The sequence below is a fragment of the Pantoea sp. CFCC18177 genome (assembly GCF_059412425.1).
In genome coordinates, this window is sequence record NZ_JBNBPL010000011.1 from 95812 (window position 1) to 113824 (window position 18013).

Sequence of the window (18013 nt, forward strand, 5' to 3'; positions counted from 1 at the left end):
AAAAAAGAGAAAGGGGCGCATCCCTGCGCCCATACTGCTTCCCTGCTTCCTGTCACCGGTCTTATTAAACCGTGGTGTTTTGGTGCGGTTGTTGCAGCAACTCCTCTAGTGAAACGTTCACGCCTTCCAGCGTAACCAGTTGAGTGCTGCTGTACGCCGTACCTGTCCCATCACGGTCAATTGAGAGCACGGTGTTGCCATCTGAAGTATGATCCACTTTCACGAAATCATTAATATTACTTGTGGAATCATTCCAACCAATTAGCAAGTTACTGACGTCAATTTTGTCGCCTTGCGCAACATTAAAGTCGGTCCAGGTATCGTGACCGTTGCCGCCAGTAGAGTCTGCGCTCGCCAGTAAGTGATAGACGAGAGTGTCTGCACCCGCACCGGTAGTAATGGTGTCGTTATAGGCACCGCCGGTAATGGTGTCAGCCCCCGCCGTACCAGTGATGGTCGGGTGCAGGTCAATAGTGAACGACTGGGTGGTAATGGTGCCATCCGTTGCTGCCAGGGTATAACTGAATACCTCTTTATGCAGCAGGCTCTGCCCATCAACCCCTGCATTCAGCGTATAGGTGTAGCTACCGTTGGCTGCAATACTCAGCACACCATAGTCCCCCGCAATCGACGTAGTACCCACACTGTGAACCGTTGTGACATCACCGTGTTCATTAGTGATGCTCAAGGTTCCGGTATGCGTCGTCGAGTCACCGTAGATGCTGCCGCTGGCATCGTGCGTCGCGCTTGTCGAGGTGGTTTCCGCCAGCAAGCTGTTCACCGTCAACGACGTTGCCACACCGTTATGCAGCGTGACCGTCAATGACGCAGAGGTCACCGCACCACTGGCATCCCTCACCGAATAGGTGAAGGTATCCGCTGTTGGCAAGGTATCGATGTCCAGACCTGCTTTCAGCGTATAGGTGTAGTTACCGTGCGAATCGATGGTCAGCGTGCCGTAGGTGGTATTGATCACCGTGTTACCGGACGCGGCCACTGCACTACCAGACACCGTTGTGACCGCCGTACCGGTCGGAACCGTACCGGAGACTGAACTGGTATCGTTGGTCAGCAAGTTACCGGTGACGGTCGCTGCCACAGTCACTGCCAGCGTCGTGATATCCGACGTGGTGTAGATCGTGGTAGAAGGCAGCGCCGAGATACCGTTACTGGAACCCAGTACCACAGCATAGTTACCGGTGGTCAGGTTACTGTAGGTCACGTTACCGCCAGTCTGCGTGCCCAGTGACAGGAACGACTGGATGTAGTTGGCGTTAGAAGACTGGATTGACCAGGTGCCATCCGCATTCTGCTTATACAGATACAAGGTGTAGTTTGCAGTGACGGACAACAGGCTGGTCACCGAGCCATGTAACGTTACGGTTCGTGTATCCCCCGTTCCCACGCTGAAGGTGTAGGCGTTGTTGCTGGTCAAGACGCCGACGCCCAACAGGGTGCCAAGGTTGACACTCAGTAACGCGGTACTGGTATCACTCACGTTCGCATTCGTCACCGTACCGGTCGCGGTGGTGTAATCCACCTCGTTGGTATCGTTGGTGGCAACAATACGAATCGCCCCCGTCAGTGCAGCAGAAGGTGAGACGTTACCCGCGCGGTCAGTCTGGATAACCGAGAGGGAAGCGCCGGTGGTTTGCGCCGTGCTCAAGGTCACCGACCATGTGCCCGCCGATCCCACGGTTGCCGTACCCAGCGAGTTACCACTGGCATCACGCACGGTGACCGTATCCCCGACTTCACCACTACCGGTGACGGTCGTGCCCGCTGCGTTAATCGCCAGGTTGGTGACCGCAACCGGTGCCACGGTATCGATGTTGACCGTTGCCGTGGTGTTACCGGTACTGACGTTACCTGCTGCATCGGTGACGGTGGTGCTCAATGGATGCGCGCCATTCGCCAGCACTGCCGTGGTGTATGTCCATGCACCGCTACTACCCACCGTGACGGAACCGAGAATGGTGGCTCCATCATAGATGGTGACAACCGCCCCCACTTCCGCTGTACCACTCAATGTTGGCGTGGTGTCTTTGGTGTAGGCTCCATTTGCCAGCGATACCGGCGTGCTACCCGTGTCGTCGGTAATGGTCAGACTGCTCGCTGTTGGTGCCACCGTATCGATGGTCATGATAGTTGAGGCTGTTGGGCTGACGTTGCCCGCTGCATCGGTTTGCGTCACGTTGATGGTGTGGGTACCGTTGCTCAAGGTGGTAGAAATCAAGCTCCAGGTGCCGTTGCTACCGACAGTGGTACTGCCAAGCAGCACACTACCGTCGTAGACTTTGACAATCGCCCCGACCTCACCGCTACCACTCAACAGCGGCGTATTGTCGTTGGTCACCCCATTGTTCGGGATGGTCACCGCCGTACTGCCGTTGTTGTTAGCCGCCACCAGACTGGTCACCGCCGCAGGAGCGACACTATCGACAATCACCGTTGCAGAGGTGGTGCCGCTGACGTTGCCCGCCGGATCCGTCACGGTGACATTGATCGGGTGACTACCCTGCGTCAGTACCGCCGTGGTGAAGGTCCATGCGCCGTTGCTGCCTGCCGTGACAGTACCCAGCAACGTGCTACCGTCGTAGATCGACACGCGGCTGCCCGCTTCCGCCACACCGCTTAAGGTTGGTGTGGTGTCATTGGTGTAACCGCCACTTGGAACAGTGGTATTGGTGATGTCGTTGGTGATCACCAGGGTTGAGACGGCTGGTGCCACAGTATCCACGGTAATGGAGACCGTTGCCGACGCCGCACTGGTGTTACCCGCTGCATCAGTGACGGTGACGCTCAACGGATGCGTACCGTTGCTCAGTGTGGCGGTGGTGAAGGTCCAGGCCCCTGTATTGCTCGCCGTGACTGACCCCAATACGGTGGTGCCATCGTAGATGGTGACAATGGCGTTCGCTTCCGCCGTGCCGCTCAGGGTTGGCGTCGCATCATCGGTCACAGCGCCATTGGCCAGAGGCCCCTGACTCGCGCCAACGTCATCGTTGATCACCAGGTTAGTCACCGCCGCAGGTGCCACAGTATCGATAGTCATCACCGTCGATGCCGTTGGGCTGACGTTACCCGCCACATCGGTCTGCGTGACGTTAATGGTATGGGTGCCGTTGCTCAGCGTGGTGGAGATGAAGCTCCAGCTGCCGTTGCTGCCGACGGTGGTGGTACCCAGCAGGGTGCTGCCATCATAGATGCTGACTTTGGCCCCGACTTCGCCATTACCGGTTAACAGCGGCGTGCTGTCGTTAGTGACACCGTTGTTCGGTATCGTCACCGCCGTGCTGCCGTTGTTGTTTGCTGCCACCAGACTGGTGACGGCTGCCGGAGGTGTGGTGTCGATAACTACCGTGGCGTTGGTTCTGCCACTGACGTTACCGGCCGCATCCGTGACCGACACGCTGATCGGGTGTGAGCCCTGCGTCAATACTGAGGTGGTGAAGGTCCATGCTCCAGTGCCGCTGGCAATCGCAGTGCCCAAGACGGTGGTGCCGTCATAGATGGTCACGCGGCTGCCCGCTTCCGCCGTACCGCTCAGCGTTGGCGTAGTGTCGTTAGTCGAGCCGCCGCTTGCCACTGTGGTATTAGTCACATCGTTGGTAATCACCAGCGTTGAGACGTTCGGCGCGACGGTATCCACCGTGACCGTCACGGTTGTTGATGCCGGGCTGACGTTGCCTGCCGCATCTTTCACCGTCACGCTCAGAGGGTGGCTACCATTGGTCAGTACCGGACTGACGAAGCTCCATGCGCCGGTGCCGCTGGCGGTGGTGGATCCCAGTACCGTAGTGCCGTCATACACCGTGACAATCGCGTTCGCCTCAGCTGTACCAGAGAGTGTTGGCGTGTTGTCGTTGGTGGAACCGCCGTTAGGCACCGCTGTGCTGGTGATATCGTTGGTAACCACCAGGTTAGTCACAGCGTTAGGGACAACAGTATCCACAGTGAAGGTAATCGATGGCGTATTACTGACGTTACCCGCCGCATCTGTCGCCGTCGCCGTGATAGTGTGTGCGCCTTCCGCCAGGGTGGTGGAGGTCCAGCTCCACGCACCCGTGCTGCTGGCCGTGACAGAACCGATCTGCACACCGCCGTCGAAGATTCTGACGACGCTGTTTGCTTCAGTCGTACCGCTCAGCGCAGGCGTGTTGTCATTGGTACTGGTACCTGCGGCAATCGCCACCGACGAACTGCCGTTGTTATTAGCAGCTGCCAGGGTCAGCGTTGGCACCACGGTATCCACTGTCACCGTTGCGCTGGTGGTCGCACTGACGTTACCCGCTGCATCGGTTGAAGTGACGCTGATCGGGTGTGAACCCTGACTCAGTACGCCCGTGGTGTAGCTCCAGTTCCCCGTACTGCCGACAGTGATTGAAGTGAGCAGCGTACTGCCATCGTAGATTCTGACGATGCTGCCGACTTCCGCTGTACCGCTCAGGGTTGGCGTGCTGTCGTTGGTCGATCCACCATTCGGCACCGTGGTATTGGTGACGTCGTTGGTGATCACCAGCGTCGAGGCGTTCGGCGCAACGGTATCGACAATCACGGAAACCGTGGTCGATGCCGGGCTGACGTTACCCGCCGCATCTTTCACTGTCACACTCAACGGATGGGTACCGTTGCTCAATGCCGGGCTGACGAAGCTCCATGCGCCGGTGCCGCTGGCGGTGGTGGAACCCAGTACGGTTGTGCCATCGTAAACCGTCACAATCGCATTCGCCTCAGCCGTACCGCTCAGCGTTGGCGTGTTGTCGTTGGTCGAACCACCGTTTGGCACCGCAGTGTTGGTAACATCGTTGGTGACCACCAGGTTAGTGACTGCGACAGGGACACCGGTATCCACCGTGAAGGTGATAGAGGCATTCGGGCTGACGTTGCCCGCTGCATCTGTCGCTGTGACGTTGATGGTGTGGCTACCATCGGCCAAAGTCGTCGAGGTCAGACTCCAGGCACCGTTGCTGCCCGCAATAACAGAACCGAGCAAGGTACCGCCATCGTAGACCTTGACTACGCTGCCCGCTTCAGCGGTACCGCTGATGGCTGGCGTGTTGTCGTTGGTGTTGCTGCCTGCGGCAATCGCAATCGGCGTACTGCCGTTGTTGTTCGCCGCAGCCAGACTCGCGACCGCCGCCGGAGGCGTGGTATCGATCACTACGACAGAGCTGGTGGTACCACTGACGTTACCTGCGGCATCCGTCACCGTGACGTTCAGGGTATGGGAACCTTGCGCCAACGTGGTGGAGGTGAAGCTCCATGCTCCGGTAGCGCTGGCCGTAGTGGTGCCCAACAGCGTGCTGCCATCGTAGATGGAGACACGACCGTTAGCTTCCGCCACCCCGCTCAGGGTTGGGGTGGTGTCATTGGTCGAACCACCGTTTGGCACTGCGGTACTGGTGACATCGTTGGTGACCACCAGCGATGAAGTCGCCGGTGCCACGGTGTCCACTACCACTGTGAAGTTGGTCGCGGTGCTGGTGTTGCCTGCTGCATCACGCACGGTCACACTCAGCGGATGTGAACCTTCGCTCAATGCTGCTGTAGTGAAGGTCCATGCCCCATTGCTGCCCGCCACCACCGAGCCAAGCACAGTGGTGCCTTCGCTGATGACGACAATATTGCCTGCCGTAGCCGTGCCGCTCAGGGTTGGCGTGGTGTCATCGGTTGACTGACCACTGGTCAAGTTGCCCTGTACGGTACCCGCGTTGTCGTTGACCACCAGACCCGCTACCGGGTTCGGTGCGCCGGTCACCACGGTAAAGGTGATAGAGGCATTCGGGCTGATGTTGCCCGCCGCATCCGTCGCCGTCACGTTGATGGTGTGGCTGCCATCCGCAAGTTGGGTTGACGTGTAGCTCCACGCGCCGGTGCTACTGGCGGTGACAGAACCGAGCAAGACACCGCCGTCATAGATCCTGACAACGCTGCCCGCTTCCGCAGTACCGCTGAGAGCAGGTGTGTTGTCGTTGGTGCTGCTACCTGCAGCAATGGCGACTGGCGTGCTGCCGTTGTTGTTGGCGGCAGCCAAACCGGCCACTGCAGCTGGCGGCGTGGTATCAATAATGACGTTGGACGAGGTGGTTCCGCTGACGTTACCTGCCGCATCCGTTACGGTGACATTCAGCGTATGCGTGCCTTGTGTCAGCGCCGTTGAGGTGAAGGTCCATGCCCCCGTAGCACTGGCAATCGCCGTACCCAGCAGCGTGGTGCCATCGTATACAGAGACGCGTCCATTGGCTTCCGCCGTGCCGCTCAGGGTTGGCGTAGTGTCGTTGGTCGAGCCATTGTTTGGCACGGTGGTGCTGTTGGTATCATTGGTGACCACCAGCGTCGTGGCGTTCGGCGCAATGCTGTCTATGGTGAAGCTCACTGTCGATGAACGCGGCCCAACGTTACCTGCTGCATCCGTTACCGTGACGCTCAATGTATGCGCGCCCTGGCTGAGAGTTGGCGAGATAAAGCTCCACGCGCCGGTGCCGCTGGCGGTGGTTGAGCCGACGACAGTGTTGCCATCATAGATGGTGACAATACCATTAGCCTCTGTGGTACCTGTCAGCAACGGCGTGCTGTCGTTAGTGATCCCGTTATTGGCAATCGCTACCGGTGTGCTGCCGTTATTATTGGCAGCCGCCAGGTCACTGACCGCAACAGGCGCCACGGTATCGACGGTGATATTAATAGTATCGGATTCTGTACCCGCAAGATTGGTCACGTAGATAGCATGAGAGCCATCGGCCAGAGTAGGCGTGAAACTCCATTGTCCATCCGCTCCCACGGTCACGCTACCCAATACCGTACCCGTACCCGAACCATCGTGGATGGTAATCACATCACCAGCCGTTGCCGCCCCCGTTAACACTGGCGTGGTGTCTTTCGTACTCGCGCCATCGGTTAAGTTGACTGGCATACTGCCGCTGTCATCGGTGATAACCAGTGTACCGCTGGCGGTTGGCAAGCCCGCTTCAATATTCAGGGTGAAGGCCGGCGTACTGGCGGCACTGATATTGCCCGCCTGATCCGTCACCGTGAAGGTGAAGCTGTGGTCACCGTTCGACAAGCCAGTGGCTGGCGTGAAGGTCCAGGCTCCCGTTCCTGACGCCGTAGCAGTGCCCAACAGCGTGGTGCCGTCGTAAACAGATACCGTGGCGTTACCTTCGACAGTACCACTGAAGGTTGGAGTGTTGTCATCGGTGGTATCGCCGGAGGCCAGGGTTCCACCCACACCCACATCGTCAGTCACCACATAACTCGTTACCGTTGACGGCGTGGTGGTATCGATGGTGATGCTAACTGGCGTGGTCGGGTCACCCGTGGTTCCGGCGGCGTTGGTCACGGACACCGCATAAGTATGCGTCGTCTCAGATTGAACGCCGGTTTCGTAACGCCATACACCGTTGCTCGCTACTGTGGTCGTCGCCACCTGTACACCATCAATAATGATATTGATGGTAGTACCTGCCACGCCGGTACCGCGCAGCACTGGGGTGTTGTCGTTGGAGAAGCCGTTGTTAAACAACTCAACTGGCGTGGTATTGGCGTTGTTGTAGACCGCAAACGTCGTGACTTCCGCCGGCGTAGTGGTATCCACCGTCACTGTGGCTGTGGTGTTGGAACTGATGTTACCGGCCGGATCCGTGACGTTGATGGTCAGCGTGTGCGTGGCATTCGACAGCGTAGAGGTGGTGACACTCCAGTTACCCTCTGCATCTACCACCGCCGTACCCAGCACGGTGGTGCCCTCATAGACCGTTACGGTTGAACCCACTTCCGCCTGACCGCTGACAACAGGCGTGCTGTCGTTGGTGGTCCCACCATTAGCGATGGTGGTTGGGTTAGCGGTATCGTTGTTGTTTTGCAGCAGCAAATCGCTTACCGGCTGCGGCGGTGTAGCATCGATGCGCACCGTGGTCGCAGCGGAGGTGCTAACGTTGCCGGCCTCATCGGCGACGGTCACCGTCAGCGTGTGCGAGCCGTCAGTCAGTGTTGGTGAAGTAAAGGTCCAGGTGCCTGCGCCAGTGGATGTGGTAGAGCCAATCACCGTGGTGCCATCATAAATGGTCACCACACTGTTCGCTTCCGCGTTTCCACTGAGTGAAGGCGTGTTGTCGTTGGTTAATCCATTGTTGTTGACGACCACAGAGGTAATGTCGTTGGTCACCACCAGCGTTGGTATCGCTGGTGGAGTGGCATCCACAGTGAAGTTAACGGTATCCGCAGCCTGGCTGGTGTTGCCTGCTGCATCCGTCGCCGTCACTCTCAGCGTGTAGCTACCGTCATCCAGCGCTGGCACGCTGAAGCTCCACTGACCGTTGCTCCCTACCGCCGTGCTGCCCAACTCGGTTGCACCATCGTAGATTCTGATGATGCTACCCGCTTCACCACTGCCGCTCAGGAATGGTGTGCTGTCGTTGGTGGTCGCATTGCTGGCAATCGCCACCGGTGTTGTACCGTTGTCGTTGCTGGCTGTGATCGCACTCGGGGCTGCTGGCGGTGTGGCATCAATCACCGCACTGATGGTGCTGGTGCCGCTGACGTTGCCTGCGGTATCCGACGCCGTTACGCTGAAGGTATGGGAACCATCTGCCAAGCCTGTCGTCGGGGTAAAGCTCCATGTGCCACCGGCAATAACGGTGGTAGATCCCAGAACACCGCTGGCGTCGGAGATGGTGATAATACTGCCCACCTCACCATTGCCGCTCAGCACTGGAGTATTGTCGTTGGTCAGGCCACCGTTCGGGATGTTAACCGCGCCATCAATGTTATTAGTCAGCACCAGGTTGGTGACTGATGGCGGTGCCACCGTATCAATTGTCACTGTTACCGTACCGCTGACCGGGCTGGTGTTACCCGCCTCGTCACGCACGACTGCCGTCAGATTATGCGTGCCGTCAGTTAACGTTGGTGAGAAACTCCAACTGCCTGTACCATCCGCCGTTGCCGTACCCAGCACCGTGTTGCCATCAGAAATGATAATGGTGCTGTTCGCTTCCGCGGTACCGCGCAGTACTGGGGTGCTGTCATTGGTGGTGCCGTTGTTAGCGATAGGCACTTCTGTGCCGCTGTTGTTATTCGCCAGCGTCAGACCTGTCGCTGCATCCGGTGCCTCGCTGTCTACGGTGAAGGTCAGGGTTGGCGAATTAGCACTGGTATTCCCCGCCGCATCCGTCACCGTCACACTCAGGTTGTGCTCGCCCTGAGTGAGGGTATCGGTGGTGTAGGTCCAGTTGCCAGTGCTGCCCACCAGGACCGATCCGATTTCATCCGTGCCGTCATAAATTCTGACGATGGTGCCCGCTTCAGCACTACCGGTCAGTTCTGGCGTGGTGTCGTTGGTGGCACCGTCAGCCGCAATCGGTACCAGTGTGCTGCCTTCGTTGTTGTTAACCAACACATTGGTAGCTACATCCGGGGTCACCGTATCAACATTGATTGTGGTCACTGAAGAAGCCGGGCTGACGTTGCCCGCCGAATCCGTTACCGTAATCGTCAATGCATGGGCGCCATCATCCAGTGTATCGGTAGTGAAACTCCACACGCCTTGCGCATTCGTGGTGACACTGCCAATCGCGGTATCGCCATCGTAAATGATCACCAGGCTATTGGCCGTGGCAGTACCGCTCAACGCCGGTGTGTTGTCGTTGGTGTAGCCGTTGTTGGCTACCGGCTCGACAGGCGTCACATCATTATTGTTCACCACAAACTCAGGAGTTACCGGAACGGAAGTATCCACCGTCACCGTCACCACGTTACCGGCAGCACTGACGTTCCCTGCGGTATCGGTGGCGGTCGCACTCAGGCTATGGCTGCCATCGGTGAGCGGTTGCGTGGTGAAGTTCCAGTCACCGTTGGTGCCAGCCTGGGTAGAACCAATCAGCGTTGAGCCATCATAGATTTTGATGATGCTGCCCGCTTCCGCCGTGCCGCTCAGCGCTGGTGTGCTGTCATTGGTCACGCCAGTCAGCGTATTGCCACTGTCATCTTTCGCCACCAGATTAGTGATGGCGTCTGGCGCAATGGTATCCACGCTGAAAGTAATGCCCGCAGAAGCCGCACTGGTGTTACCTGCAGTGTCTGTCGCCGTGACCGTCAGAGTGTGACTGCCCTGGCCCAGCGCCGTGGTCGGTTCGAAACGCCAGATGCCGTTAGTGCCGACAATCGCCGTACCCAGAATAGTGCTGCCATCACGAATGGTGACAGTGGCACCGACCTCACCGGTCCCGCGAATAACAGGCGTTGAGTCATTGGTGGTGCTACCCGCAGTAAAGACGACCGCGGTACCGCCGTTGTTGTTGCTGAGGCTGGTCACTACTGGTGTGGCCGGTGGTGTGCTGTCCACGGTGAAGCCAATCGCCGCTGACGGTGCACTGACGTTGCCTGCAGCATCGGTGACGGTGGTGGTGATGCTATGAGCACCTTCGCCCAATGCCAGTGTTGGCGTGAAGCTCCAGGTACCGCCAGTACCCACGACAACCGTGCCCAGCACATTGCTGCCATCAAGGATGGTAACTGTGCTGCCTACTTCTGCCGTTCCGCTCAGCACTGGCGTGTTGTCGTTGGTGACGCTGCCAGCCGTGATCGGTACGGATGTGCCGCTGCTGTCGTTACTCAACTGCACCGCACCCGCAGTAGCAGGCGCCTGCGTGTCTACGGTAAAGGTGATGGCTGTGGAAGGTTGGCTGCTGTTGCCAGCCGCATCCGTCACTGTCGCCGTCAGGCTATGGGAACCTTGGCTCAGCGCTGGAGAAGGGAAGCTCCATGTACCGCCATCAGTGACCTGCACACTGCCCAGAATCGTATCACCATCACGCACGGTGACGATGCTGCCCGCTTCAGCAGTACCACTCAGCACTGGCGTCGTGTCATTGGTGGCACTACCGGACGTGATCGGTACAGCAGTTCCGCCGTTGTCATTGTTCAACACCACGGCATTCGCGGCATCTGGCGCAACAGTATCCACGCTGAATGCAAAGGCATCAGATTCAGGACCGGCGTTACCGGTTGAGTCAGTCACAATTGTGGTCAGGCTGTGTGGACCATCATCCAACGCGGTAGCCGGGGTAAAGCTCCAGTTACCATCGCTGCCGACAATCGCCGTACCGATTTCAATGCCGTTATCTTTCACGGTGACAATACTGCCCGCCTCAGCGGTACCGCTGAGGACAGGGGTCGAGTCGTTGGTGGCACTGCCTGCGGTAATAGGCACCGCCACACCCGTAGAGTCATTACTGAGTTGCAGATCGCCGACCTCACCTGGGGAGGTGCTATCGACAATGACAATCACTTCAGAGGTTGGCGCACTGCTGTTACCAGCAGGGTCAGTGACGACCGTGGTCAGGCTATGGCTGCCCTCGTCCAGTGGTGCGCTTGGTGTGAAGCTCCAGGTGCCATCGCTGCCAACCACCACTGAGCCCAATACCGTATTGCCTTCAGAAACCGTGACCGTACTGCCCGCTTCGGCCGTACCGCTCAAGGTTGGTGTGGTATCGCTGGTTGAACCGCCGGTAGCAATCGGTGTGCCATCATCCGTGGTGAACTGCAGACCGCCCGCCGATGCCGGAGCCTGCGTATCCACGGTGACAACGATCGGTGCAGAAGGGTCGCTGACGTTACCCACTGGGCTGGTGACGGTGGTGGTCAGGCTGTGCTCGCCCTGGCTCAGCGCTGGCGTTGTAAAGCTCCAGCTTCCATTGTCCCCTACCACTACGGTGCCCAGCACGGTGGTGCCATCCAACACGGTTACTGTGCTGCCCGCATCCGCAGTACCGGTTAATACCGGCGTGGTGTCATTAGTTGCACCATTGGTGATCGGCACTGGCGTACCGCTGTTGTCATTGTTCAATACCAGCCCACTTGCCGGATCCGGCTGGGTAGTATCCACATTAAAGGCAACAGGCGTTGATGCCGTACCGGTGTTACCCGCAGGGTCTGTCACCGTGGTGGTCAGACTATGCGAACCCGCCTCCAGCGGTGTGGTTGGGGTGAAACTCCAGCTACCATTGCTGCCAACAATAGCCGTGCCCAACACCGTGCCATTGTCAGAAACCGTCACGGTACTGCCAGGCTCTGCGCTGCCGGTTAATACTGGCGTGGTGTCATTGGTGGTGCCATTTGCCGCAATCGGCACAGCCGTGCCACTGCTGTCGTTGCTCAGTTGCAGGCCTGTGGCCGCAGCTGGCGGTGTAGTATCAACTGTAATCACAATCGGCGTGGACGGGCCGCTGGTGTTACCGGCTGGGCTGGTCGTCGTTGCCGTAATACTGTGGCTGCCTTCACCTAATGGATCGGTTGGCGTAAAGCTCCAGTTACCGCTATCGCCAACCACGACAGTGCCCAATACGGTGCCGCCGTCAGAGACCGTGATCGTGCTGCCCTCTGGCGCCGTTCCGCTCAGAACTGGGGTGGCGTCATTGGTTGCTGTACCCGAGCTAATCGGCACTGAAGTCGTGCCTTCATCATTACTCAAGGCCACATTACCCGGAACGGTTGGAATACTGGTATCAACAGTCACGGTGACAGGTGCTGAAGCGCCACCGGTATTACCCGCAGTATCCGTCACGGTGGTGGTCAGACTGTGGCTGCCATCGCCGAGCGGTGAGGATGGGGTAAAGCTCCAGTTACCATCGTTACCCACTGTGGTTGTGCCAATCACGTTGCCATTGTCAGAGACAGTGACTGTACTGCCTGGCTCTGCACGTCCTGTCAGCACTGGCGTGGTGTCATTGGTGGTGCCATTGGTGATAGGTACCGCAGTACCGCTGGAATCATTGCTCAGCTGTACGCCGGTTGCGACGGCTGGCGGTGTGGTATCCACTGTCACGGTCACAGGTGAACTGGCTGGTCCGGTGTTACCGGCAGGGTCAGTTACCGTGGTCGTCAGGCTGTGGCTGCCATCGTCCAGCGGCGTGTTTGGGGTATAGCTCCAGGTGCCATCGCTGCCAGTGGTGGTGCTGCCAATTACGGTGCCGCCATCAGATACGGTTACCGTGCTGCCCGGTTCGGCGGTGCCGTTCAGAGTTGGCGTGCTGTCATTGGTACTGCCGCCAGACGCGATAGGTGTGCCGCCATCGTTGCTGAGCTGAAGATTACCTGCCGCTGCTGGAGGCTGAGTATCCACGGTTACGGTGACCGGAGTAGAAGCCGGGCCGGTATTACCCGCAGGGTCAGTGACAGTGGTGGTGAGGCTGTGGTTGCCATCGCTCAACGGTGGTGTGGTGTAGCTCCAGGTGCCATCGTCATTCACTGTCGTGGTGCCAATTACGGTGGTGCCATCCGTAATCGTGACGGTGCCGCCCGGCTCACCGTTACCCTCCAGGGTTGGCGTCGTGGTGTTGGTGCTGCTGCCTGATGGGATGGGATCGCCATCACCATTGGTCAGACCCACGCCGGTTGGTGCTGCTGGCGCTACGGTATCGATAGTGACGTTAATGGTTGGGGTATCACTGATCACACCCGTAGTTGCATTAGTCGCCGTGGCGTGGAAGGCATAGGTGCCATCCGCCAGCGCGGTAGGCGTAAAGTTCCACTGCCCGTCGCTGCCCGCGGTAACGGTGCCAAGCACGGTCGTGCCGTTATAGATAGTGATCAGATCACCCGCGCCCGCCAGACCACTCAGCACTGGCGTGCTGTCATGCGTGCTGGAGTTATCCTCCAACTGCACAATGGTGCTGCCGCTGTCGTCCGCCACCACGATAAGTTCATTGGTGGTCGGCACGCCCGCATCAATGTTAACGGTAAAGGCTGGGGATGCCGGGCTGACGTTGCCAGCCGCATCAGTCACCGTGGTGGTGAGATTGTGCTGGCCATTGGTCAGTGGCGATGCCGGGGTGAAGCTCCAACTGCCATCGCTACCCACCGCCGCCGAACCGAGTAGCGCACTGCCATCGTAAACCTTAACGATGCTACCCGCTTCCGCGGTACCACTCAGGGTTGGGGTGCTGTCATCGGTGGTGGCACCAGAGGTCAGCGCGCCGGTGCTGGTACCCGCATTATCGGTGAGCACCAGGCCACTGGCGGCAGCCGGTGCGGTGGTATCCACGGTAAAGGTCACTGGCGTGGTGGCTGGGCTGCTGTTACCAGCAGCATCGGTTGCCGTGGCGGTCAGGCTATGACTGCCATCGCCCAAGGCTGGAGTGGTAAAGGTCCAGTTGCCGGTACTGCCCACGGTGACGGTGCCCAGTACAGTGTTACCATCACGAATGGTCACCACACTGCCCGCTTCAGCGCTGCCGGTCAGGACTGGCGAAGCATCATTGGTGATGCTGCCAGCGGTAATTGGCACGGATGTGCTGCCTGCATCATTACTCACCTGCAAGCCGCTCACCGCATCAGGGGCAACGGTATCCACGATGATATTAACGGTGATGGTATCAGTGATGTTACCTGCCGCGTCGGTGATGGTGCCATGTATGGCATGTGGACCATCACTCAACGTGCCTGTTCTGAATGACCATTGCCCATTAGCACCTGCGGTGGTGCTGCCCAGTACCTGATCGCCATCATACAGCGTGATGATATTTCCTGGGCTGGCCGAACCAATCAATACCGGTGTCGGGTCGTTGGTGCTGGCGCCATCAACCAATTGTTCGACAGTGTTGCCATTATCATCGATTACTTCCAGCGAATCGCTGGCAGTTGGCAGATCTGCTTCAATATCAATAACAAATGGTGGGCTGGTTGGTCCAACGTTGCCTGCCGCATCCGTTGCGGTGATAGTGAAACTGTGCGAACCGTTGCTCAGGGCTGCCGTTGTGAAGCTCCATGTGCCATCCGCTCCAACTGTGGTATTACCCAGCAGCGTGGTGCCATCATAGATACTCAGCAGCGCGTTAGGTTCACCGGTGCCACTCAGCGTTGGTGTATTGTCATCAGTAATAGCACCCGAGGTCAGTTCGCCCTGCGAATCACCCACGTTGTCGGTGACCACTAACCCACTCACCGCCGCCGGTGGTGTGGTATCAACAGTGACCGCAATCGGAGAAGATGCCGGTCCAGTGTTGCCTGCGGCATCGGTGACTGTGGTGGTCAGGCTGTGGTTGCCCTCTCCGAGTGCGGGAGAAGTAAAGCTCCAGCTACCGTTGCTGCCGACGGTCACGGTGCCCAGCACATTATCCCCATCGCGCACGGTAACGGTGCTGCCAGGTTCAGCCGTGCCGCTCAAGACAGGCGTGTTGTCACTGGTTGTGCCACCAGCCGCGATTGGCGTGACGGTGGTGCCATTGTTGTTGCTGAGTTGCAGATCGCCTGCTGCTGCTGGTGCAACAGTGTCGATGGTGATGTTGATGGTAACGGAATTAGTTGGATTACCAGTGCTGTCAGTCGCAACGGCATGGAACGCGTAAGTCCCGTCTGCCAGTGATGCAGGTGTAAAGCTCCACTGACCATCCGCACCTGCGGTGGTGCTGCCCAGCACGGTGGTGCCGTTGTAGATCGTGATGATATCGCCAGCCGCAGCCAAACCATTCAGAATCGGTGTTTTATCATGGGTGCTGGAGCCATCCGGCAGGATTTTCAGCGTGCTGCCACTATCGTCTGTTACCTGCAAGGTACTGGTGGTCGGTGGTACGCCGGCATTCACGGTCAGGCCAAAGCCGGTGGTGGCTGGGCTGACATTACCTGCTGCATCGGTGACGGTAACGCTTAATGTGTGTGAACCGTTGCTCAGGGTTGGGGTAGTAAAGCTCCAGTTGCCGCTGCTATCAACGGCCACGCTGCCGAGCAAGGTGCTGCCATCGTAAACTTTGACAATGCTGTTGGCTTCGGCATTACCGCTCAGGGTTGGCGTACTGTCGTCAGTGGTGGCACCCGCAGTCAATGGCCCGGTTGTCGCGCCAACATTGTCGCTGACGACGAGGTTACTGGCGCCCGCTGGTGCCTGGGTATCCACGGTGAAGGTAATCGGATCTGTCGCCGGGCTGGTATTGCCCGCAGGATCGGTCACCGTGGTGGTCAGGCTGTGGCTGCCTTCGCTCAGCGTTGGAGACGTAAAGTCCCATGTGCCGTTACTGCCCACCGTCGCCGTACCGAGCACGGTATCACCATCACGGATGGTGACCGTGCTACCCGGTTCAGCGGTACCGCTCAAGTGCGGCGTAGTGGTGTTGGTCGCACCGCCAGAAGCGATCGGCTGTACCGTACCGTTGTCGTTATCACTGAGTTGCAGGCCGCCTGCTGCATCTGGCGCAAGGGTATCGATGGTAATCGCGATGTTTGGCGTTTGCGTCACATTGCCATCGGCATCGGTGACAGAGGCGTGGAAGTTATAGGTGCCGTCCGCCAGTGCTGCGGGTGTGAAGCTCCACTGCCCATCGGCGTCTGCCACAACGCTACCAATCTCTGTGCTGCCGTTATACAGGGTGATCAATGCGCCCGCAGTGGCCAGGCCACTCAGCGTTGGCGTGCTGTCATGTGTGCTGTCCCCGTTGCTTAATTGCACCAGGGTATTGCCAGAGTCGTCGGTGATTTCCAGCGAGGTGGTGGCCGGAGGTAAGCCGGCGTCTACGGTGATTTCATAAGCGGAGCTGGCTGGACCGACGTTTCCTGCGGCATCGGTCTGCGTAACCGTCAGGCTGTGTGAACCATTACTCAGCGCCGGAGTGGTAAAGCTCCAGGTACCATCACTGCCCACCACGGCGGTGCCGATCAGGGTGTTGTTGTCGTAAACACTCACGACAGATCCTGCCTCACCTCGTCCGCTCAAGGTCGGCGTGCTGTCATCGGTGGTGCCGCCATTCAGAACGGTTGATGACGTACCATTGGCATCGCCGGTCATCGAGAGATCGGTTGCCGCAGTCGGGGCTTCGGTGTCGACAGTAAAGGTGATGGTGGTGGCCGCGCTGGTATTGCCTGCCGCATCGGTGGAAGTGATGCTGAGGGTGTGGCTACCCTGACTCAACTCAGGGCTGGTGAAACTCCAGCTACCGTTGCTGCCCACGGTGACGCTTCCGAGGATAGTATCGCCGTCGCGAATGGTAATAATACTGCCGACTTCACCCCTGCCACTCAGCAATGGCGTGGTGTCGTTAGTTGAGCCGCCGTTAGTGACAGGCAAGACTACGGAGCCGGCGTTGTTTGAGACAGTTAAATCACTCACCGCTTCTGGCGCGGTGGTGTCCACAGTGAAGTTGATCGGATCGCTTGCTGCGCTGGTATTGCCCGCAGCATCGGTCACTGTCACCGTCAGGCTGTGAGAACCGTCCGCCAGTGCCGGTGAAGTGAAGGTCCACTTGCCATCAGCGCCCACCACAGCGGAACCGAGCAGGGTTGAACCATCGTAAATACGCACTGTGGCACCTGCTTCTGCGCTGCCACTTAAGGTTGGGGTATTGTCATCGGTGACGGAGCCAGCGATGATGGCACCCTGATACGGCCCTACGTTGTCGCTGATAGCCAGGTCAGTAACCGCGCCCGGAGGAGTGGTATCGCCACCGCCAGTATTGCCACCACCGTTGTTACCACCACCATTGTTCCCGCCGCCATTGTTACCACCGCCGTTATTGCCACCGCCGGTGTTGCCCTCATTGACGGGTGCATTCCCACCGCCACCGCCGGAAGAACCAGCAAACATAGCACCCAAACCTGCCAGCGCAGCACCACCGATACCGAAGGCCGCGATAGTGCCGTCATTGGTGGTGTTCTCTGCTAACAGCCCTTCAGTGGTGTCAATGTTGACGTACTGGAAACCTTCAGTGCCGGGATCTTCAACCCACCACAGCGCACCTTTATCGTCCTGCAGGACCAAATCGCTATCGCCAGCTGTAGTGTAAAAGTTATGGATTACAACAACTTCACCAGATTTGGTGGTGACGACTAAATCATTACCATTGCGTGTGAAAGACTTAATATCTGATTGATTAAGGTGAAGTTTAACCACGCTTGGCGCAGTTAAATTGACTTGGCTGCCATTGACGACTGTGTCAACCGTCCCACCTTTAGGAGTGATAGAGATATTATTCATTTTATCGAAATCCCGCACAGTTATTAAATTCCATAAAAACGCCCGGTATCC

The 18013-nt window shown here is 58.3% G+C and carries 1 protein-coding gene; it reads right to left on the reverse strand.

From position 1 onward, the window contains the following. Positions 1-64: 64 nt before the first annotated feature. Positions 65-17962 (reverse strand): Ig-like domain-containing protein, encoded by a 17898-nt coding sequence (locus tag ACPUC8_RS13480; protein ID WP_494926502.1) that lies wholly within the window; start codon positions 17960-17962, stop codon positions 65-67. Positions 17963-18013: the final 51 nt, after the last annotated feature.